The following is a 19,073-nucleotide window of genomic DNA, read 5'->3' on the forward strand; positions in this document are numbered from 1 at the left end:
CCTGTGGTGAGCACCGACTGGAAGAGCGACCTCAGACAGCGCGGCTACCGGCTGACGCCGCAGCGTCAGCTTGTCCTGGAGGCCGTGGACACCCTGGAGCACGCGACCCCCGACGACATCCTCGCGGAGGTCCGCAGGACCGCGTCCGGCGTGAACATCTCCACGGTCTACCGCACCCTCGAACTCCTCGAGGAGCTCGGCCTCGTCAGCCACGCCCATCTGGGCCACGGCGCCCCGACGTACCACCTCGCGGACCGCCACCACCATCTGCACCTTGTCTGCCGTGACTGCACGAACGTGATCGAGGCGGATGTCTCGGTGGCCGCCGACTTCACGGCGAAGCTCAAGAGCGACTTCGGCTTCGACACGGACATGAAGCACTTCGCGATCTTCGGGCGGTGCAAGGACTGCACCGCGAAAGCGGCGAAGGCCGCGAAGGCCCCCGGGAAATAACGCGAAGGCCCCCGGGAAATAAAAAGCTCCCGCACCCCGTCGTAGATTGGGTGACTATGAAGAGCCCGCTCCTGTCCCTGCCCGGTGCCGTCCCCGCGGAGGGCGCCGACGAAGGCGTCGCCGCGCACTACGGCGAGCTGTACCGGGAGCAACGCGCCCTCGCGGACGGCAGCGGAGTCGTGGACCTCTCGCACCGCGGAGTCCTGACCGTCACCGGTGACGACCGGCTGACCTGGCTGCACCTGCTGCTCACGCAGCACGTCGAGAAGCTGCCCCCGCACCAGGCCACCGAGGCGCTGATCCTCTCCGCCAACGGCCACATCGAGCACCACCTCGCCCTGGTCGACGACGGCACGACGACGTGGGCGTACTTCGAGGCCGGTACGGGCGAGGCGCTCCTCGCGTACCTGGAGTCGATGAAGTTCTTCTACCGGGTCGAAGTCGCCGACCGCACCGAGGAGTTCGCGGTCGTGCACCTGCCGGCCGGCTCCATCGCCCCGGTGCCGGACGGTGTGGTCGCCCGCGAGACCCCGTACGGCCGGGACCTCTTCCTGCCGCGCGCCTCGCTGGAGTCGTACGTGAGCGAGCACGGGCCCGCGGTGGGCCTGCTCGCCTACGAGGCGCTGCGCGTCGAGGCGCACCGGCCGCGGCTCGGCTTCGAGACCGACCACCGCACCATCCCGCACGAGCTCGGCTGGATCGGCTCGGCCGTACATCTGCAGAAGGGCTGCTACCGCGGCCAGGAGACGGTCGCCCGCGTCCAGAACCTGGGCAAGCCCCCGCGCCGCCTGGTCTTCCTGCACCTGGACGGCAGCGAGGTCCATCTGCCCGGCCACGGCACCGAGGTCCGGCTCGCGTCCGACGGGCCCGAGGGCCGCAAGATCGGCTTCGTGACCACCTCGGCCCGCCACCACGAGCTCGGCCCGATCGCGCTCGCCCTGGTCAAGCGGAACATTCCGGTGGACGCGCCGCTGCTCGTGGGTACCACGGCGGCGGCTCAGGAAGTCGTCGTCGAGCCCTGATCCGGAATCCAGAAGTCGTCGTCGAGTCCTGACTACAGGTCGAGCAGCACGGTGAACGGGCCGTCGTTCGTCAGCGACACCCGCATCGACGCACCGAACCGTCCCGTCCCCACCGTCGCCCCCAACGCCCGCAGCTGAGCGACCACTTCGTCGACCAGGGGCTCGGCGACCGGCCCGGGGGCGGCCGCGTTCCAGGTGGGGCGGCGGCCCTTGCGGGCGTCGCCGTACAGCGTGAACTGGGAGATCACCAGCAGCGGCGCGTCGATGTCCGAGCAGGACTTCTCGTCCGCGAGCATCCGCAGCGTCCAGAGTTTGCGGGCCAGTTGGGCCGCCTTCTCCTTGGTATCGTCATGGGTCACCCCGACCAGGACGCACAGGCCCTCGCCGCTGAACTCCCCGGTCGTCTCCGGACCGTTCTCACCCTGGACGACGACACTCGCCCCGTTCGCTCTCTGCACCACCGCACGCATGTGGGCCATCATGCCGTGCGCCCGCGAGGGCCACGCGGTGGCCCGAAGTTCCCCCGCGCGCGCCATCCGCCGCGTAATGCCATGCACCAATCCGGGGCCGATCGAGTGCACTCCGCCACATTCCGGCCACTGTGAGTGGCACCATGACGGGCAGGCGGTGCCTCCGCACCGGTCGAGGGGACGGACAAGCGCATGAGCACTTCCAGTACGGGGCAGCCTCCGGGGCCGCCCGTGCAGACAGCCCATACAGCCCGTACAACCCACCACCCAGCCCGCACGGCACGCGTCGAGGCGGGTGCCGTGGCGCGCCCGCCGGTCCAGCGCACCGGCAGCACCCTGCCCGAGCTGCCCGAGCACGATCTGCGCGCGCTGCGCCTGCCCGAGCTGCGCCGGGTGCGCCGTACGTCCCAGCAGGACGAGGCGGACCTCAGCTATCTGCGGCGGCTGCTCCAGGGCCGGATCGACATCCTGCGCGCCGAGCTCGGCCGCCGGCTGCACGCCGCCGCGCCCGAGCCCGCGCCGTCCGACCCGGCCGTCGTGGAGCGGCTCCCGGAGATCCTCGCGGACGCGCCCTCCACGCACCGCTCCTCAGCCCGCCATGTCACGGTCGGCACGCCGCACGGCGAGGAGTACCGGCGGCTCGCCGCCGAGATGCTCGCCGAGGTCGAGCTGAGCGACCTCGACGCCCGTACGGACGACGAGCTGCACACCGGCCTGGGGCGGCTCGTGCGCTACGAGCAGCAGGTGTCGCGACGCCGTCAGGTGCTGCAGCGCACAGCCGACGATTGCAGTGCGGAGATCGCCCGCAGGTACCGTGAAGGCGAAGCACAAGTAGACGACCTGCTGTCCTGAGCCCGGCCTTCCGGTACGGCGGCGGGTCCGCCCCATCCGGAAGGCCGACGATGACCTCCACGAGCCCTGCTCCCGCCCCCACCGCGATACCTCCGGTCCTCGCCGAGGTCGTCCGTTCCGGCTTCGTCGAGGGCCATCACCGGGGCTCCCTGGTCGTCCTCGGGGCCGACGGCAGCGTGGAGCACGCGATCGGCGATGTGACGGCGCCCGTCTTCCCGCGCTCCGCCAACAAGCCCATGCAGGCGGCGGGCATCCTGCGCGCGGGCCTCGACCTCGGCGGCGAGCGCCTCGCGGTGACCGCCGCGAGCCACTCCGGCGAACCCTTCCACCTGGACCTGGTCCGCAAGATGCTCGCCGAGCAGGGCCTGTCCGAGACGCAGCTCCAGTGCCCGCCGGACCTCCCGCTCGACGCGGTCGAGGCCGAGGCCTACCTGGCCGCGGGACACACCCGCGACCGCGTCACCATGAACTGCTCGGGCAAGCACACCTCGATGCTCGCGGCCTGTGCGCAGGCGGGCTGGCCCACCGAGACCTACCTCGACCCGGGGCACCCGCTGCAGCGGCTGATCCGCGAGGTCGTCGAGACGGCCGCCGGCGAGAGGGTCGCGTCCATCGGCACGGACGGCTGCGGCGCGCCCCTGATGGCGCTGACCCTGCCGGGCCTGGCCCGCGCCTTCCGCCACTTCGTCCTCGCCCCCGAGGGCAGCCCGGAGCGCCGCGTCGCGGACGCGATGCGGGCCCACCCCGAGTACGTGGCGGGTACGCGCCGCCCCGACACCTGGCTGATGCGCGAGGTCCCGGGCGCGCTGTCGAAGATGGGCGCGGAGGCGGTCCAGGCCGTCGCCCTGCCGGACGGCCGCGCCCTCGCCTTCAAGATCGACGACGGCGCGATCCGCGCCCTGGGCCCCGTCCTCGCCCGCGCCCTGACCCTGATGGGCGTCGACGCCGAGGTCGTCTCCCGCATCGGGGAGGCGCCGCTGCTGGGGGGTGCGGTGCGGGTGGGGGAGATCAGGGCGGCGTTCTGACTCCGCTGTGGCGCCGTCGTGGCGCCATGAGGTGGCGCCGAGCGGGCTTAAGTGCCCGGTGATGGTGCCGCACCCGTAGAAATCTTGCGCGCGTCGCGCGTGTGCTTACACCTCTGACCTGCAATGACGCCAAACCGTCTCCGGTTTGGCGCCACGTGTGGCGCCTATGGCACCCAAAAAGCTCGCCATGGCGCCACGAGTGTGCCATGATGGCGCCACCGGTTAGTTCGGAGCGCCGCCCCGGTCATACGGGCAGCAGCGGACGAGCCGGTGTCACACAGAAGCCGTCGGCGCCGTCATAGGGGTGTGGAGACCATGGAGACAGCACGCAGCGAACAGCAGGCGCCCGGCGCCTTCCTGGCGTTCGCGCGCTTCGTGCTCTGCGGCGGCGGGATCGGCGTCCTGTCCAGCTTCGCCGTCGCGGGTCTGGCCGCGTGGCTGCCCTGGGTCCTGGCGAACGCCCTGATCACCGTGGTCTCCACGCTGCTGGCCACCGAGCTGCACGCGCGCTTCACCTTCGGCGCCGGCGGGCGCGCCACCTGGCGCCAGCATGTGCAGTCGGCGGGTTCGGCGGCGGGTGCGTACGCGGTCACCAGCGTCGCGATGCTGATCCTGCAGCTGACCGTGGCGCAGCCGGGCGCGGTCCTGGAGCAGGTCGTCTACCTGTCCGCCTCGGCGCTCGCGGGCATCGCGCGCTTCGTGGTCCTGCGCGTCCTGGTCTTCGCCCGCAACCGGGCGGGCGGCGGCACGGTGGCCGCGACGACGGCTGCGGTCGCTTCGGTCCCGGCCACCGTCCAGGGAGCGGCCCCGGCGCGCGTCGCGGCGCTGTGCCCGGCGGCGTGAGGCGCCCCGCCCGTAATCCGGATGCCCCCACCCCCACAGCCCACCTACCGTGACCGTATGCCCGACATCCGCTCGCTCGACGACGCCGACGTAGCCGACTGGACCCGCGCGCTCAACACCGGCTTCCTGCGCAGCCCGGCGCCCCTCACCGAGGAGCAGCTCGCCGACCGCCGCTCCGTGCTCGACCTCGACCGCACCCTCGGCGCCTTCGACGACGGCCGGTGCGTGGCCACCTTCCGCTCCGTGCCGCAGAAGCTCACCGCGGTCGGCGGCGCGGAGGTGGCGGCGAACGCGATCACCAACGTGACCGTCTCGCCCACGCACCGCCGCCGCGGTCTCCTCAGCCGCATGATGACCGCGGACCTCGACGCGGCGAAGGAGCGCGGCGATCTGGTCGCCACGCTGATCGCCGCCGAGTACCCGATCTACGGGCGGTACGGATTCGGCCCCGCGACCTGGACCACGCAGTGGGAGATCGACGTCACGCGCGCGGGCCTCGACCCGCGCCGGCCGGGCCCGGACGACGGCGGACGGATCGACCTCGTCGACGGCGAGCAGGTCCGCAAGCTCGGCCCCGACCTGCACGAACGGCTCCGGTCGGCGCAGCACGGCGCGGTGGACCGCGACGAGCGCTGGTGGCAGGTGAACACGGGCCTCGCGCCGAACCCGTTCCATCCGTGGACCGAACCGCACTACGCCACGTACCGCTCACCCGCGGGCGAGCTGCAGGGCCTCGTCGCGTACGACCCGGTCGCCGACTGGAGCGACAACAAGCAGCCGCAGAACACGGTGAAGGTCCGCGGCCTCGACGCGGTGACGCCCGCCGCCGAGCGCGCGCTGTGGCAGTACCTGGTGTCGATCGACTGGGTCACCAAGGTCCGCACGGGCCTGCGGGCCCCGGACTCCCTGGTGCCCCTGTACTTCCCGGACCCCAGGGCGGCCACGGTCCTCACCCAGACCGACTTCCTGTGGGTGCGGATCCTGGATGTCGTACGCGCCCTGGAGACGCGTACGTACGCCGGCGCCGGATCGCTCGTCCTGCAGGTCGACGACCCGCACGGCTACACGGGCGGACGCTTCCGCCTGGAGGCCGGCCCGCAGGGGGCTTCCTGCACGCCGACCACGTCGAACGCGGAACTCTCGCTGGATGTGAGGGAGTTGGCGGCGCTCTGGCTCGGTGACGAGTCGGCGGTACGGCTCGCCGCCCTCGGCACCGTCACCGAGGAGCGCCCGGGCGCCGCCGCGACGGCGGACGCCCTTCTGCGGACGCCTCGGCGTCCGTGGTGCCCGGACATGTTCTAGGGCCTGCCCGTTTCCAGGGCCTGTCCGTCACGGGCCGGCCGGGTTCCCGTCTCCCCTCCGGACGGGAACCCGGTCAGCCGGACTGGGCGAGCAGCATGACGAGGATGACCGCGCCGATGCTGCTGAACATGGTGTTCTTGGCCTTGAGCCCGATGGTCAGCGCGACGAACGCGATGATGCCCAGCGGGCCGAACTTCCACTGGATCGCCTGCTCGAAGGCGAGTGCCAGACCGGCGATGATGATGGCGATGAGCGGCATGACGGTCCTCCTTTGGATGGGGGAGGAGTCCTGCGGGCCGGTCGCACTCCATTGGGGACCAACCGTGCAGGAATCTGACCATGTTGCTCTGGGAGCTTCCAGCTTGCGGGAGTTGGTGGCCAACTCGCAAAGGGTTATTTGCCCTTGAAGCCGATCGATAACCAGGTTTCCCACAACTCCCCGAACTTGGCGGGAAGTTGTACCATTTGGCTGTGAGCCCGCAGCATGCTCCTCAGGATGAAGTCCACACCGGTCCTCGCAGCGCGGAGAGCGCCCGCAGGTCGCACCGGGACGTGGCCGACGAACTGCGCGCCAGGATCCGCTCCGGCGAGCTTCAGCCAGGCCAACGGATGCCAACTCAGGCCAAGTTGGCGGATGAGTTCGGTGTCGAACGCGGAGCCGTGCGCCAGGCGCTCGGCATCCTCAAGTCCGAGCGCCTGCTCACCAACGTGACAAAGGGGAGCCCCGCGACCGTCGCGGCCGACGCGGCGGAGGTGATGCACTCCTTCGCGGGCGCGGAAGCCGCGCCGATGCCGACGACCGTGGCGCTCGGGCCCCGTATCACCGAGGCCTTCTCCGCACCTCAGGTCGAGATCGACGCGATCTGCCTGACGTCCATCTCGCTGACCCTCGCCATCGGCGAGCCCCTGCGCCACATTCACGCGGGGGGTCGGAAACCGGCCAGTGTCAAAGTCCGGGTCCTGCTGCCCAGCCGCAACATCGACCTGGCCTTCCCGGTCCCGGTCGAGGGCGATCCCGCAGGTCAGGACGAGGACAATCCCGTACGACGGCGGTGGCTGTCCCAGCGCAACGCGCAGGGTCAGGTCCTGCGCCACAACCTGCTCGCGCTGCGTGCCACGCACGACATCGACGTCCAGGTCTCGTTCCGCGCCCTGCCGTTCACGCCGCCGGTGAAGCTCTACCTGCTCAACGGCTCGGAGGCGCTGTTCGCGTACTACACGCTGACCCGGACGGACGCGCAGATCGATCACGAGAGCATCGAGATGTACGACGCCCAGGGAACGCGGTCGATGCTCTTCGCGTTCCAGCAGGGCTCGGGGCTGCGGGACACGACCTTCGTCGAGCAGTCCCATCTGTGGTTCAACGCGCTGTGGGAGACGATCAGTTCGCCTCTGGAGCTGGCACCGCCCGGGCGCTAGGCCCGGGCGGGCGTCTCCCGTACCCGCGGAACCGTGCGGGCCTAGAAGGCGGGACCGGCGACCAGTACCGCGAGAACCACGGCTCCCAGTGAGCTGCACATGGGATTCTTGGCCTTGATACCGATGCTGAGCAGCAGCAGGCCGATGATGCCCATGGGGCCGTACTGCCACTGCACGAGCTGTTCGAAGCCGATGACGAAGATCGCACCGAGGACGGCGATGACTGGCATGCTGGTTCCTCCTTCGGGGTGGGGAGGAGCTACACGACCCAACTGCTGCCAACTGTCGGGGGACTTGGCTGCTGTTGGCTCCTAGTCTCAACCAAGTTTGTTCCCTTGGTTCGTAGGTCGAAACAACTGCGGCCAGCTCAAGGCGAGTTGTAACCTTCTCTTTGTGACCCAGGCCCAGGAGAGCGTGACGGTGAACGGCAGAAAGCCCTCGCACCAAGAGATCGCGGAGATACTCCGCAGCCGGATCAGGAGCGGCCAGCTGCAGCCCGGCAGCCGTCTCCCGACGCAGGGCCGGCTCGCGGAGGAGTTCGGCGTGGAACGGGGCACGGTCCGCCTCGCGCTGAAGATGCTCCAGGACGACGGCCTCCTGAAGAACGTCACCAAGGGCGCACCACCCCAGATCGCCCCGCAGACCGCCCCGCCGACGCACGCGGGCCCGCAGCCGACGATGGTGGGCCTCGGCCCCCAACTCGTCCGCGCCTTCGGCGAACCCCACGTCCGCATCGACGCCCTGAGCCTCACCTCCGAGACCCTGATGATCGCCCTGGGCGAGCCCCTGCGCCGCGTCCACGAGGGCTCCCTGCGCCCCGAGTCCATCCAGGTCCGCCTCCTGCTCCCGAGCCGCGACATCGACCTCGCGTTCCCGGTGCCGGTCGAGGGGGACGCGGACGCGGTCCACAAGCGCTGGCTCGACCAGCGCAACGCGCAGGGCCAGGTCCTGCGCCACAACCTGCTGGCGCTGCGGTCCACGCATGAGATCGACGTGCAGGTGTCGTTCCGGGCGCTGCCGTTCACGCCGCCGGTGAAGCTGTATGTGCTGAACGGAGTGGAGGCGCTCTTCGCGTATTACATGGTCACGCGGCGTGAAGAGATGGTTGGTGACACCAGTCGCGTTGAGCTGTTCGACACGCTTGGTTCCAAATCCCTGTTGTTCTCCTTCGAAAAGCCCGCCACAGGAGAACCAGGCGCGGACAAGGACTCGTCATTTGTGCAGGAGTCGCAGAACTGGTTCGACGCACTCTGGAACACGATCGCGGGGGACCTGACACTCTCTTAGTGACTTCTGAAACGACACAGACCACACGGGCGGCCCAAGTGATCGAAAGAGTCCGCAATTTGATCACCGGCACACAGGCGGTGCTCTTCGACTTCGACGGGCCGATCTGCCGGCTCTTCGCCGGACACTCGGCATCCGAAGTGACCCAGCATCTGCGTGCCTGGCTCGACACGCACGGAGGGCCCGGAATCATCGACCCGGCCTGGAAGAGCGACGATCCCCATGCTCTCCTGCGTGAGGTCGACCGCACGCATCCGGACCGTGCCCTGATCGAGGGCCTGGAGGAGGAGCTCACGCGGGAGGAGCTCAGGGCCACGTCGCAGGCCTACCCCACTCCCTACGTGGACCGGCTGATCCAGACGTGGAGCGCCACCGGGGTCGGTCTCGCCGTGACCACCAACAACTCCCCGTTGGCGGTGGAGCAGTACCTTTCCCGCCGCCGTCTGAGCCACTGCTTCTCCGGCGGCATCCACGGCCGCACCCAGAAGGTCCACCACCTCAAGCCGGACCCGGACTGCCTCCACAGGGCGCTGGACTCCCTGCGCGCCAGCCCTTCGGCGGCCCTGATGATCGGCGATACCGCCGCCGATCTGGAGGCGGCTCGCGCGGCCGGGGTGGCGTTCCTGGGTTACGGTCGCGATCCGCGCCGAGAGGACCGACTGCGGATGGCAGGAGCCGACCTTGTGGTCGACTCCCTCGGCCCGGTCCTTGATCTGGTCTGGGACTCGGCTGCTCAGGCCTGAGCGCGGGGGTCAGGCCTGAGCCAGGACGACCAGGGCCGCGACGGTCGCGGCGTAGGCGACCGTCGCGTTCCGAGTCCGTACGGCGGTGACGATGAGGGCGGTCGTGATGACCACGGGCCCGCCCTCGACCAAGTGCATGCGGTCAAGCAATTGCCAGAGCACGATGAGCAGTTCGACGATCTCGGGATATCGCGCCACCGGACCATCCCTCCCCTCATTCAGTCCACAGTGGACTGCTTGTCTGAACCCTGTATGCCCTGGACTGGTGATCGGCACACCATTGGTATTCACGGCTGTCAGCTGGGCAGCCAATATGTCTGAAAGTGGTTTGTGGCCGGTCGGTCGGCGGTACGTTGAAGAGCGTGAACGAGGGCGGAGAGGTCTTCCAGGGAGTTGCCGACGAGCTGCGGTCGAGGCTCAAGGACGGCCGCTACCGAGTGGGCGAAAAGCTCCCGTCGCAACGGGAGTTGGCGGATGAACTGGGAGTTTCGCGCGACACTGTGGTGAAAGTGCTGCACGAGCTCGCGGACGAAGGTCTGGTCGAGTCCCGGCAGGGCAGCGGCACGCGGGTTCGCGCCCATCCGGAAACGCTGAAGGCCCAGCAGCAGATCCATTCCGTCACCGGTGACGGGCGTAGCCGACGTGTCGCGCTCGGGCCGTTGATAGCCCGCGCCTTCCAGGCGGAGGATGTGACGCTCGATGTCTTCACTCTGACCTCGGAGTCCTTGGACGCGCACATCAGGCTGCAGGTCGAGAGGGTACGAGCAGGTGAGATCTCGCCTCGATCGGTGACGGTGCGCATGCTGCTGCCGGCCGAGGACACCGAACTGCCGTATCCACGCATGAAGAACGACCCGGCGGACCCCCGGCCCCGGGAGCGTCTGCGGGCCATCAGCGACAGCCACACGAAGTCGCTCAAGCGCGCCCTGGAGGAACTGGCCAGGGAGTCCAAGGTGGAGTCCGTCTCCGTCCGGATTCGTACGGTTCCCTTGGCTCCGACCTTCAAGGTCTACGTGCTCAACGGGCGCGACGCGCTGCTCGGCCCCTATGAGGTGCTTGAACGCAGGATCGAGCTGCTCGACGGCACTCCGGCGGACGTGCTTGACGTCCTCGGACTCGGATCGACACTGGCCCACCACCAAGCGGATGACGACCCGAAGTCACCAGGATCGGTGTTCGCCGCCAGTCTCCAAGCGTGGTTCGACTCGCTGTGGGGACTGCTTGCTCGCTCCCCACTGCAGTAGGCGCAGAGAGCCCATCGCCTCCAGGTCATCCGCGCGCGAGGGTGCTCCTTCGACTGTGGGAAGCGAGTTGGTGAGGTAGGGGTTGTCGACCTGGCGCGAGGGAAGCCCGAGTGCCGCAGTGGCATCGGCCAGGGTCATGGCATAACGGTCCACTGCACAGCGGACGTTGGGAGCGTCCCTGCCATCACCGGTCACGAGCCGGTCCAGGTCGATGTAGGCGGATCTGATCAGTTCGATCCACCGGTAGACGCGCACATCAGACTTCCAGCCCTCGCTCTTGTCATGGCTCATCTGCTTCGCCCACCGCTTGAACATTCGCTCCCTGATCGCGGGGCTCACCGGAGTGAGGTGCAGATGCCGCACAAGGTCGTAGAGCGGATCGCCGACGAGCGCCATCTCCCAGTCGATGATGGTGAGTTCGCCGTTGGGCTGACGCACCAGATTCCAGGGATTGAGGTCGCCGTGGAGCAGGGCGAAGCGACGCGGCGTGACCGTATGGCGACGCAGGAGGAGTCCGAGCCGGTATTCGTCGGGCAGCCCCAGGGCGCGTGCGAACTTCTTCGACTCGGTGGGCAGCGAGGCAACCATGTGGACCAGCTGCTTGCTCAGCCAGGAGTAGAAGTCCACATCCTTGGCCGCGGGGTCGAGCCTCCACAGGTCTTCCGGCTCGATCGCCGCGAGCGCTGTCAATTGGTCGACCAGGCTGTCGGCTTCATGGGGCAGGAGCCCTTGCACCGGGTGATTCGGTGGCCGGGTGTCGCCGTCTGGGCCTTCGTAGGTGTGGAGCGCGAAGGCATCCTTCGAGTTGCTCGTCCCCAGCGCGAGCACGCGCGGGGCTCGCACGGATTTCTCGGTGGCCTGCGCTGTCTCGATCAGCCGGAGCACCGCGTGCTCACTGAGGAAGGTCCGCTCGCGCCGTCTCTGGCCGCCGACCTTGCGGCGTACGACGATGGGCCGGATCTTGTCGGGCACATGCACCACGGTATTGAGATGTGCCGTTCCTTTGAACACACGGCTCGCTGGTGCAGCGCCTTCGGCGCGCAGCGCGGCCAGCACGGTGGAGCGGTCACAGTCCGGGTTTCCGAAGCGCTCGTCGGGTTCGAAGGTGATACCGCGAGTGCTCCGTGACGGCCCTTGGCTGCCGAGGCGGGCCGCTTGCCAGCGATGGAGCGCGCTCTGGATCTCGTCGCGGGACACCTCCGCCAACTGCAGAGGATCGCTGGCGCGCTGCAATGCGTTCTGTACCTGATGCGTGGCAGCTTCGAGTCGCTGCGGCTGCAGTGAAGTTCCCAGCGATGCGGCAGCACGCATGACATCAGGAAAGACGGACTGCGCGTACTCGAAGGCGAAGTAGTGCTTCAGATCTCGTTCGAGGTGATGCGTGGCCTCCGGCCTGACGTGCTGCATGTCGGTGGCCCAGGAGTCGATCACCTCGCTGTGCTGCTGCTCCGGGTAGTGCATGCGCACCAGGTGGTTGGCCAGGTCGTACAGAGGGTCGCCCCAGGAGGCGAGTTCCCAGTCCACGTAGATGAGTGGAGGTTCGCCGTCGTAGGTGACGATGATGTTGTCGCGGTGCAGATCGGTGTGCAGCAGACTGAAGGGGCGGGGCGACATGGCAGGGAGACGCTCTGCGAACTGTTCCAGCGCATCGTCGGCGATGCCGAGAGCTGCGAACAGCCCGCCGAACACGACCCAGTTGGGCTTGAGAATCTGTTCTCCGGCCAGATGCGCCAGCGTGCGCAGATAGCGGCGGCTGTCCCGATGGCTGCGCGGCCAGACGTCCGGCAGCTTCGGCACGGCCTCCTTCCGCACGTGAGTCATCTGTGCGAGCACACGGGTCATCTCCTGGACCAGTTGCCGGTCCACGGGCTTGCCGTTCTCGCAGACGCTGGAGAGCGGAACGCCATACACATAGCTGTGGATGACGGTGTCCTCGTGTGTGGTGAGATGCCGCGGAACCTGGGGCAGCACGTCCTTCACGGCGTCGAGCACTGCCGTTTCGTCGGGCCATGTCCTGATGACAACGCGCAGCGCATCCGACAGGCGTGTCCGCACCATGACGTTGATGCCGGATGGTTGTTCCAGGAGCTTCGCCATCGGCTCCGTGAGCGGAACCATGAAGTTCCGGTTGTGGTGGCCGCGGGTCATCGCCCCGTGGCGTCGCGCATGCTCCACGAAGGCTGCTCGCTGCTCGTACGGCGTCAGCGCCTTGCCTAGTGGAGGAGCGGGACAGGGGGCGGAATCTCCGGCCACTGCAGGCTCCTGTTGCTCAAGGAATGCCGCTTGGGGCAGCACAGGTGCTGCGCACCTTAGTCGCGGACTCTAGTGGCGTGTGTTGAATCCTGCATAAGGAGCGAAGGAATCGTTGCTCCATTAGGTGATGGACCGTGTCCTGCTCCGGTGTCCGCGGCCGTCCCGGCGCTCTGATCACCCCGTCCGCCACCTGAACAACCACCCCGCCCCCACCACCGAGGCCAGCAGAATCCCCGCACACCACCCCAACGCGATCCACGGCGTCCACCCCACCGGCTGCCCGAGGAGCAGCCCCCGCAACGACTCGATGACCTGGCTGATCGGCTGGTGGGCGGCGAAGCCCTGGAGCCAGGTCGGCATGTCCTCCGTGCGGACGAACGCGCTGCTGGGGTACGGCAGGAAGCTGACGAAGAACGTGAAGCCGCCTGCTGCTTCGGGGGACTTGGCGAGGAGGCCGACCGCCGCGCTGAGCCAGGAGAGGGCCAGGATGAATGCAAGGAGGATGCCTAGGGCGGCGAGCCAGCCGGCCAGGGTGGCTGCCGGGCGGAAGCCGATGGCGAAGGCCAGGCCGAAGACCAGCGTGGTGGCGATCAGGTTGCGGGCGGCCGAGGCGGCTACGTGGCCCGCCAGGATCGGGGCTCCTCCGATGTGGAGGGAGCGGAAGCGGTCGATGATTCCGGTTTTGAGGTCTTCCACCACGGCCATGGCGGTGTTGGAGCTGCCGAAACCCGCGCAGAGGAGGAGGACGCCCGGGACCACGTACGTCACGTAGCGCGTTCCCGTGTCGATGGCTCCGCCGAAGAAGTAGACGAAGATCAGGAGGAGCATCACCGGGAGGGCGAGCGCGGTGATCAGGGCGTCCACGTTGCGGCGGCTCATACGGAGCGAGCGGCCGGTCATGACCAGGGTGTCGGTGAGGGCGTCAGGCATGGCTGGGGTCCTTGGAGGAGATGGCGGAGTGAGCCGACGGCTGGTTCGTCAGGGTCAGGAAGACGTCGTCCAGCGTTGCCGTGTGGAGGGAGAAGGACGTGATGGCGGTACGGGTCGGATCGAGGTCGTCGAGCAGTGCGCGGACCTCGGCCGCGCTGCCGTCCGTGGGGATGCCGAGGACGCGCGCGTCGGGGTCGCTGTAGGTCGCGCGAGGTGCGAGGCGCAGGTAGGCGCCGGAGTCGGCGAGGGTGAGGTCGAGGCGGTGGCCCGCCACGCGTTGTTTGAGCTGCGCCGCGGTGCCTTCCGCGACGAGCGTGCCCGCGTCGAGGACCGCGATCCGGTCCGCCAATTGGTCTGCTTCTTCGAGGTACTGGGTGGTGAGGAAGACCGTGGTGCCGGCGGCACGCAACTCCCGTACCACCGACCAGAGTTCCTGGCGGCTGCGCGGGTCGAGGCCGGTGGTCGGCTCGTCGAGGAAGATGACGTCCGGGGCGCCGACGAGTGATGCCGCGAGGTCCAGGCGGCGGCGCATGCCTCCTGAGTACGTTTTGACGAGACGGTCCGCGGCGGCCGTGAGGTCGAAGCGGGCGAGGAGCGAGGCTGCCTTCGTACGGGCTTCGGCCGGTGTGAGGCGGCGCCCGCCGCCGGCCGGGCGGACCAGGCGGGCCATCATCCGGAGGTTCTCGGCCCCCGTCTGCATCTCGTCGACCGCCGCGAACTGGCCGGTGAGGCTGATGGCCCGGCGTACGCGATCCGGCGCGGTGCGGACGTCGTGGCCCGCCACGCGTGCCGCGCCCGCGTCCGCCGACGTGAGCGTGGCGAGGATGCGGACCGCCGTGGTCTTGCCCGCGCCGTTCGGGCCGAGCAGTGCGTACACGGTCCCGCGCGCCACGGTGAGGTCGATGCCGCGCAGCACCTCGTGGCTGCCGTAGCTCTTGCGGAGGCCGGTGGCCTCGATGGCCGGCGCCGGTCCCGCTCCTGTGTCCGGTTGCATTCCTGGACCCCCGTTCCACTTCTTCTGCGTAACCCTTACGCATTACTGTGTAAGGGTTACGCAGAACTAGGATGTGCGTCAAGCGAGGGACAGCACGCAGGGAGGCGGCGCACATGGCCCACACCGCACAGGCGGACGACGGCTCCGGCCTCCCCGCCAGCCTCGCCACCGCCTGGGGCCTGCGGGAGCGCCCGTCGAAGGGGCCCAGGCCGGGGCTCTCCCTGGAGCGCATCGTCGACGAGGCCGTACGGCTCGCGGCCTCCGAAGGTGTGGACGCGGTGTCGATGGGGCGGGTCGCGAAAGGGCTCGGCGCCTCGACGATGTCGCTCTACCGGTACGTGGGCGCCAAGGACGAGCTGCTCATCCTCATGCAGGAGGCCGTCACACCCGCGCCGCCCGCACTCGACCCGGACGCGGACTGGCGCACGGCCATGGCCGACTGGGCCCGCGCCCAGCGCCAGGTCTTCCTCGCCAACCTATGGCTGCTGCGCATCCAGGTCTCGGGTCCGCCCGCGAGCCCGCGCGGCGTCGAGTGGATGGAGTACGGGCTGTCGGCGCTGGCCCGTACACCGCTCGGTGAGGGCGACAAGCTGGGCGTACTGATGCTCGTCGGTGGCTACGTACGCAACGAGGCCATGGTCATGTCCGACATCGATGCCGCGATCCGTCAGCGCGGGCACACGCCGGACGAGTATCTGCAGGCGTACGCCCGTACGCTCACGGTGCTCGCCTCGCCCGAGCGGCACCCGGGCGTCCGGAAGGTCATCGAATCGGGGGTGCTGCGGGAGGCGGACGGCCCGGACACCGAGTTCGACTTCGGTCTCGATGTCGTTCTCGACGGGGTCGCGGCGCTCATCGAGCGCCGGACCGCCGGCGGCTGAGAGCCCTCAACTCCCTTCGTTCAGCTCCCCCTTGAGCAGATCGAGCAGCAACCCGTCCGCCCAGCCGCCCCGCCCGTGGTCGTACCACTGCTGCCGCAGCACCCCGACGCGGCGGAAGCCGAGGCGTTCGTAGCAGGCGATGGCGGCCGCGTTGTCGGCGGCGGGGTCGATGGTCAGGCGGTGGTGGCCGCGGACGTCGATGAGCCAGCGGGCCAGGACGCGGATCGCGTCCGTGCCGAGGCCCAGGCGGTGGTGGTCGGGGTGGACGAAGATGTCGATGGAGGCGTACCGGAAGTCCGGGTCCTCCTCCTCGTCCCACTGGATCATGCCGACGGTCTCGCCCTTGACCGTGATCGCCAGTTGCCGGTGGTCCGCCTCGCGCAGGTCGCCCTCGGGGTCCGGCCAGTGCCACCAGCGGCGGACCTCGGCGGTGGCGAGCGCGGCCTCGAAGGCCGGCAGATCGTCCGCGGTCGCGGGGCGCAGGGTCACGTACGTGCCGTGCAGGGTGTCCATCGGTCCAGTGTCCCGCGCCATCCCGTCAGGCGTCCAACGATCCGAGCCCCGCCGCCAGTTGCCGAAACCCCAGCTCCGCCGCCTCGCGTGCGTCCGCGAGCACCTCGTCCGCCGTCTCCCCGGCCGCGATCCGGTGCCGGTTGCCGTCCGCGAGAATGCGGCGTACGGCGATGATCTGGCCGGCCGCGAGCCGTGCGCCGGTGCCTTCGCCGAGTGCCTTCGCGAGGGCCTCCTCGGAGCGCGTCAGGAAGCCGAGCATGCGCGCGACCACGGACGGGGTGCCGTATGCCAGGCGCTGGAAGGCCAGCACGGACGGGTGGTCGCACAGGCCCGTGACCGGGTCGCGGCGTTCGAGGCCGGCCAGGAAGTCGCGGCGCAGCGCGTCGAGCGGGGACTCGCCGGCGGCGCGGGCGGCCACCACGCGGGCGGCCTCGTCCTCGTGGTCGGCGAAGCGGTGCAGGACCAGGTCCTCCTTGGCCGGGAAGTACCGGAACAGCGTCGGCTTGGACACTCCGGCCGCACTCGCCACCTCGGCGACCGGGACCTGGTCGAAGCCGCGCTCCAGGAAGAGCGCGACGGCGGTCTCGGAGATGGTGTCGAACGTCTGCTGCTTCTTGCGTTCGCGCAGGCCAGGGGCTTGCTGCGAAGTCCGGCGGGGTTCCTGGGGCATACGGTCCACCCTACCGCACCCACCGTAACCCGGTTAAAAATGTAACTCGGTTACGTTATTCTTGCCGGATGAGCGCCACCGACCGCATCGTCGCCACCGACCGCACTGTCGCCACCGACCGCACCCCCCAGGACCTCGCCCGCGAACGCGCCCACCACGACCACTGCCGCACCGCCCTCACCGCGATGACCGACGGCGCCCATGAGCAGGTCGTCGTAGGCGAGAACGCCTCCGCGTCCGGCGCCGACGCCGAAGTGCTCGGATACGAACTGCGCAGCCGCGCCAAGGACATGTCCGAGCTGCCCGAGGGCCCGCTGTTCTTCGGCCGCCTCGACTTCGCGGGCGTACGCGACAGCCAGGTCGCCGGCGACCACCGCGGCCAGAGCTACCACCTCGGCCGCCTCCGCATCAGCGAGCACCCGGCCGCCCCGCCGCTGGTCGTCGACTGGCGCGCCCCCGTCTCGCGCGCCTTCTACCGCGCGAGCGCCCACGACCCGCAGGGCGTCGCGGTGCGCCGCCGCTTCGGCTGGGCGCCGGGCAGCCGCGGCGACTCGGCGGACCTGACCGGCTTCGAGGACGAACTCCTGGGCCGGGGCGAGGGGCGGAACGGCCCGAGCGCCCTGCTCGCCGAGGAGATCGAGCGCCCCCGCGTCGGCCCGATGCGTGACATCGCCGCCACGATCCAGCCGGATCAGGACGAGCTCGTACGCGGAGACCTCGCCGGTTCCGTCTGCGTGCAGGGCGCGCCCGGCACCGGCAAGACGGCTGTCGGCCTGCACCGGGCCGCGTATCTGCTCTACACCTACCCGCAGCGCATCCGCCGCGGCGGACTGCTGATCCTCGGCCCCAACCGGACCTTCCTCACGTACATCGCGGAGGTCCTGCCCTCGCTCGGCGAGACGGGCGTGCGGCAGTCGACCGTCGACGACGAGATCGCCCGCCATCCGGTGCGCGCCGTCGACACACCCGCAGCGGCCGCCGTGAAGCACGACGCGCGCATGGCCGAGGTACTGCGCCGCGCGCTGTACGCGCGGGTCGCGCTGCCCGCCGGCTCCCTTGCCGTGGTGGACGGTTCGTACCGCCGGCGCGTCCCGCTCGCCGAGCTGGAGCGGATCGTCGCGGACGTACGGGAGGAGGCGCCGCCGTACGCCGCCGGGCGTGAGCGGGTCCAGGCCCGGGTGCTCGCGCTCGTACGGGACCAGGCCGAGCGGCGTTCCGGGACGCGTACGTACGCGTGGCTGCAGCGGATGGGGCGGCAGGTGCGCGGATTCCTGGACGAGGTGTGGCCCAAGGTGACTCCCGAGGAGGTGCTGGCCGACCTGCTCGCGGAGCCTTCATCCGCGGCCGAAGGGGTCCTGACGGACGAGGAACGCAAGGCGCTCCGGTGGGCGAAGCCACCGCGCTCGTACCGCTCGGCGCGCTGGTCGGCGGCCGATCTTGTGCTCCTCGACGAGCTCGCCGGACTGATCGAACACCCCGAGGGCTACGGGCATATCGTCATCGACGAGGCGCAGGACCTCTCACCGATGCAGGCCCGGGTGATCGCGCGCCGGGCCCGCTTCGGCTCGCTGACCGTGCTCGGCGACCTCGCCCAGGGCACCACGCCGTGGGCGGCCCGGGCCTGGCCCGCACTCCTCGCCCACCTCGGCCGCCCGGACGCGGAGATCATCCCGCTGACCACCGGGTTCCGGGTGCCGGGCGCGGTCGTGGAGCTGGCGAACCGGCTGCTCGGGAGCCTGCGGGTGGACGTGCCGGCGGCCCGTTCGCTGCGTACGGACGGGGAGTTGAGGCTTCTTCCCGTACGGGATGTGGCGGCCGCGACCGTCGAGGCGGCGCGGCGGGCGCTCGGGCGGGAAGGCTCGGTCGGAGTGATCGCGGCGGACGCTCAACTCCCCGCCCTGCGCGCGGCATTGGCGGACGCCGGTCTGCCGGTGGCCGGTCCCGACGAGCTCGGCGCGCGTCTGACGCTGCTGCCCGCGTCCCTCGCCAAGGGGCTTGAGTACGACCACGTGATCGCCGTCGAACCGGCCGCCGTCGTGGAGGCCGAGGAGCGAGGGCCGGAGCGGCTCTACGTGGTCCTGACCCGGGCCGTCTCGCGCCTCGATGTGGTGCACAGCCGGGCGCTGCCGTTCTGAGCCGGGGGCGTAGCCTTGGCTGACGGAAGCTTTCTAC

General features: G+C 69.8%; 21 protein-coding genes. 12 read left to right on the forward strand and 9 right to left on the reverse strand.

Translation table 11 applies throughout. The annotated features are described in order from the left end of the window. Positions 1 to 3 precede the first annotated feature (3 nt). Positions 4 to 453 carry a Fur family transcriptional regulator gene (locus tag ACIBI4_RS33815; protein ID WP_399208058.1) on the forward strand — a complete coding sequence of 150 codons (450 nt, stop codon included), beginning with the start codon at positions 4 to 6 and terminating at the stop codon, positions 451 to 453. A gap of 56 nt (positions 454 to 509) precedes the next feature. Beyond that, entirely contained in the window at positions 510 to 1,475 is a 966-nt protein-coding gene (locus ACIBI4_RS33820) for a YgfZ/GcvT domain-containing protein (protein ID WP_399208059.1), read from the forward strand. Between the two features lie 32 nt (positions 1,476 to 1,507). On the opposite strand, the gene dtd is transcribed toward ACIBI4_RS33820, so the two are convergent. After that, positions 1,508 to 1,945 carry a D-aminoacyl-tRNA deacylase gene (gene dtd, locus ACIBI4_RS33825; RefSeq protein ID WP_399208060.1) on the reverse strand — a complete coding sequence of 146 codons (438 nt, stop codon included), beginning with the start codon at positions 1,943 to 1,945 and terminating at the stop codon, positions 1,508 to 1,510. A gap of 192 nt (positions 1,946 to 2,137) precedes the next feature. On the opposite strand from dtd, the gene ACIBI4_RS33830 reads away from it, so the two are divergent. The 4 genes from ACIBI4_RS33830 (at position 2,138) to ACIBI4_RS33845 (ending at position 5,967) form a co-directional block, all read left to right on the forward strand. Beyond that, positions 2,138 to 2,797, forward strand: coding sequence for a hypothetical protein (locus tag ACIBI4_RS33830; RefSeq protein WP_399208061.1), 660 nt, complete (start codon positions 2,138 to 2,140; stop codon positions 2,795 to 2,797). A 50-nt stretch (positions 2,798 to 2,847) separates the two neighbouring features. Continuing rightward, positions 2,848 to 3,822: an asparaginase gene (locus tag ACIBI4_RS33835; RefSeq protein ID WP_399208062.1), complete on the forward strand. Its 975-nt coding sequence runs from the start codon at positions 2,848 to 2,850 to the stop codon at positions 3,820 to 3,822. 315 nt (positions 3,823 to 4,137) lie between these two features. Then, positions 4,138 to 4,665 carry a hypothetical protein gene (locus ACIBI4_RS33840; RefSeq protein WP_399208063.1) on the forward strand — a complete coding sequence of 176 codons (528 nt, stop codon included), beginning with the start codon at positions 4,138 to 4,140 and terminating at the stop codon, positions 4,663 to 4,665. A 57-nt stretch (positions 4,666 to 4,722) separates the two neighbouring features. Next, positions 4,723 to 5,967 (forward strand): GNAT family N-acetyltransferase, encoded by a 1,245-nt coding sequence (locus tag ACIBI4_RS33845; protein WP_399208064.1) that lies wholly within the window; start codon positions 4,723 to 4,725, stop codon positions 5,965 to 5,967. A 73-nt stretch (positions 5,968 to 6,040) separates the two neighbouring features. On the opposite strand, the gene ACIBI4_RS33850 is transcribed toward ACIBI4_RS33845, so the two are convergent. Further along, on the reverse strand, positions 6,041 to 6,226 hold the full coding sequence (locus ACIBI4_RS33850; protein ID WP_399208065.1) for a hypothetical protein: 186 nt from the start codon (positions 6,224 to 6,226) through the stop codon (positions 6,041 to 6,043). Between the two features lie 206 nt (positions 6,227 to 6,432). On the opposite strand from ACIBI4_RS33850, the gene ACIBI4_RS33855 reads away from it, so the two are divergent. Beyond that, positions 6,433 to 7,386 carry a winged helix-turn-helix domain-containing protein gene (locus ACIBI4_RS33855; RefSeq protein WP_399208066.1) on the forward strand — a complete coding sequence of 318 codons (954 nt, stop codon included), beginning with the start codon at positions 6,433 to 6,435 and terminating at the stop codon, positions 7,384 to 7,386. Between the two features lie 41 nt (positions 7,387 to 7,427). Here the strand turns inward: ACIBI4_RS33855 and ACIBI4_RS33860 are convergent, their stop codons facing one another. Further along, positions 7,428 to 7,616 (reverse strand): hypothetical protein, encoded by a 189-nt coding sequence (locus ACIBI4_RS33860; protein ID WP_399208067.1) that lies wholly within the window; start codon positions 7,614 to 7,616, stop codon positions 7,428 to 7,430. 163 nt (positions 7,617 to 7,779) lie between these two features. Between ACIBI4_RS33860 and ACIBI4_RS33865 the strand changes: the two genes are divergently transcribed. Beyond that, the gene (locus ACIBI4_RS33865) at positions 7,780 to 8,673 is read left to right on the forward strand and encodes a GntR family transcriptional regulator (protein ID WP_399208068.1); all 894 of its coding nucleotides are present in this window, start codon (positions 7,780 to 7,782) and stop codon (positions 8,671 to 8,673) included. A gap of 38 nt (positions 8,674 to 8,711) precedes the next feature. Then, complete coding sequence (locus ACIBI4_RS33870; protein ID WP_399208069.1) at positions 8,712 to 9,416, forward strand: HAD family hydrolase; 705 nt, start codon at positions 8,712 to 8,714, stop codon at positions 9,414 to 9,416. A gap of 9 nt (positions 9,417 to 9,425) precedes the next feature. Here ACIBI4_RS33870 and ACIBI4_RS33875 read toward each other — a convergent pair whose 3' ends face one another. After that, on the reverse strand, positions 9,426 to 9,614 hold the full coding sequence (locus tag ACIBI4_RS33875; RefSeq protein WP_399208070.1) for a hypothetical protein: 189 nt from the start codon (positions 9,612 to 9,614) through the stop codon (positions 9,426 to 9,428). A 164-nt stretch (positions 9,615 to 9,778) separates the two neighbouring features. On the opposite strand from ACIBI4_RS33875, the gene ACIBI4_RS33880 reads away from it, so the two are divergent. Further along, the gene (locus tag ACIBI4_RS33880) at positions 9,779 to 10,660 is read left to right on the forward strand and encodes a winged helix-turn-helix domain-containing protein (RefSeq protein ID WP_399208071.1); all 882 of its coding nucleotides are present in this window, start codon (positions 9,779 to 9,781) and stop codon (positions 10,658 to 10,660) included. Here the strand turns inward: ACIBI4_RS33880 and ACIBI4_RS33885 are convergent. The 3 genes from ACIBI4_RS33885 to ACIBI4_RS33895 form a co-directional block, all read right to left on the reverse strand. Continuing rightward, positions 10,577 to 12,757 (reverse strand): phosphotransferase, encoded by a 2,181-nt coding sequence (locus tag ACIBI4_RS33885; RefSeq protein WP_399208072.1) that lies wholly within the window; start codon positions 12,755 to 12,757, stop codon positions 10,577 to 10,579. The genes ACIBI4_RS33880 and ACIBI4_RS33885 overlap by 84 nt on opposite strands. Positions 12,758 to 13,087: 330 nt before the next feature. Beyond that, entirely contained in the window at positions 13,088 to 13,843 is a 756-nt protein-coding gene (locus tag ACIBI4_RS33890) for an ABC transporter permease (protein WP_399208073.1), read from the reverse strand. Further along, a complete protein-coding gene (locus ACIBI4_RS33895; RefSeq protein ID WP_399208074.1) occupies positions 13,836 to 14,837 on the reverse strand; it encodes an ATP-binding cassette domain-containing protein in 1,002 nt (333 codons plus the stop codon). Before ACIBI4_RS33895 ends, ACIBI4_RS33890 begins: the two co-directional genes overlap by 8 nt. Before the next feature lie 113 nt (positions 14,838 to 14,950). Here ACIBI4_RS33895 and ACIBI4_RS33900 point away from each other — a divergent pair, with 113 nt between their 5' ends. Further along, complete coding sequence (locus ACIBI4_RS33900) at positions 14,951 to 15,718, forward strand: TetR/AcrR family transcriptional regulator (RefSeq protein WP_399208075.1); 768 nt, start codon at positions 14,951 to 14,953, stop codon at positions 15,716 to 15,718. Positions 15,719 to 15,724: 6 nt separating this feature from the next. On the opposite strand, the gene ACIBI4_RS33905 is transcribed toward ACIBI4_RS33900, so the two are convergent. After that, on the reverse strand, positions 15,725 to 16,231 hold the full coding sequence (locus ACIBI4_RS33905; RefSeq protein ID WP_399208076.1) for a GNAT family N-acetyltransferase: 507 nt from the start codon (positions 16,229 to 16,231) through the stop codon (positions 15,725 to 15,727). Positions 16,232 to 16,256: 25 nt separating this feature from the next. Next, positions 16,257 to 16,901: a TetR/AcrR family transcriptional regulator gene (locus ACIBI4_RS33910; protein ID WP_399208077.1), complete on the reverse strand. Its 645-nt coding sequence runs from the start codon at positions 16,899 to 16,901 to the stop codon at positions 16,257 to 16,259. 68 nt (positions 16,902 to 16,969) lie between these two features. On the opposite strand from ACIBI4_RS33910, the gene ACIBI4_RS33915 reads away from it, so the two are divergent. Then, complete coding sequence (locus ACIBI4_RS33915) at positions 16,970 to 19,036, forward strand: HelD family protein (RefSeq protein ID WP_399208078.1); 2,067 nt, start codon at positions 16,970 to 16,972, stop codon at positions 19,034 to 19,036. Positions 19,037 to 19,073: the final 37 nt, after the last annotated feature.

The sequence above is a fragment of the Streptomyces sp. NPDC050418 genome (assembly GCF_044458745.1).
Classification (GTDB): domain Bacteria; phylum Actinomycetota; class Actinomycetes; order Streptomycetales; family Streptomycetaceae; genus Streptomyces.

Excerpts from the sequence above, each read along its gene's own strand:
- dtd (WP_399208060.1), bottom strand. The coding sequence starts at position 1,945 with ATGCGTGCGGTGGTGCAGAGAGCGAACGGGGCGAGTGTCGTCGTCCAG.
- ACIBI4_RS33820 (WP_399208059.1), top strand. The coding sequence starts at position 510 with ATGAAGAGCCCGCTCCTGTCCCTGCCCGGTGCCGTCCCCGCGGAGGGC.
- ACIBI4_RS33885 (WP_399208072.1), bottom strand. The coding sequence starts at position 12,757 with ATGGCGAAGCTCCTGGAACAACCATCCGGCATCAACGTCATGGTGCGG.
- ACIBI4_RS33850 (WP_399208065.1), bottom strand. The coding sequence starts at position 6,226 with ATGCCGCTCATCGCCATCATCATCGCCGGTCTGGCACTCGCCTTCGAG.
- ACIBI4_RS33895 (WP_399208074.1), bottom strand. The coding sequence starts at position 14,837 with ATGCAACCGGACACAGGAGCGGGACCGGCGCCGGCCATCGAGGCCACC.
- ACIBI4_RS33860 (WP_399208067.1), bottom strand. The coding sequence starts at position 7,616 with ATGCCAGTCATCGCCGTCCTCGGTGCGATCTTCGTCATCGGCTTCGAA.
- ACIBI4_RS33900 (WP_399208075.1), top strand. The coding sequence starts at position 14,951 with ATGGCCCACACCGCACAGGCGGACGACGGCTCCGGCCTCCCCGCCAGC.
- ACIBI4_RS33915 (WP_399208078.1), top strand. The coding sequence starts at position 16,970 with ATGAGCGCCACCGACCGCATCGTCGCCACCGACCGCACTGTCGCCACC.
- ACIBI4_RS33840 (WP_399208063.1), top strand. The coding sequence starts at position 4,138 with ATGGAGACAGCACGCAGCGAACAGCAGGCGCCCGGCGCCTTCCTGGCG.
- ACIBI4_RS33890 (WP_399208073.1), bottom strand. The coding sequence starts at position 13,843 with ATGCCTGACGCCCTCACCGACACCCTGGTCATGACCGGCCGCTCGCTC.
- ACIBI4_RS33905 (WP_399208076.1), bottom strand. The coding sequence starts at position 16,231 with ATGGACACCCTGCACGGCACGTACGTGACCCTGCGCCCCGCGACCGCG.
- ACIBI4_RS33835 (WP_399208062.1), top strand. The coding sequence starts at position 2,848 with ATGACCTCCACGAGCCCTGCTCCCGCCCCCACCGCGATACCTCCGGTC.
- ACIBI4_RS33845 (WP_399208064.1), top strand. The coding sequence starts at position 4,723 with ATGCCCGACATCCGCTCGCTCGACGACGCCGACGTAGCCGACTGGACC.
- ACIBI4_RS33830 (WP_399208061.1), top strand. The coding sequence starts at position 2,138 with ATGAGCACTTCCAGTACGGGGCAGCCTCCGGGGCCGCCCGTGCAGACA.
- ACIBI4_RS33910 (WP_399208077.1), bottom strand. The coding sequence starts at position 16,901 with ATGCCCCAGGAACCCCGCCGGACTTCGCAGCAAGCCCCTGGCCTGCGC.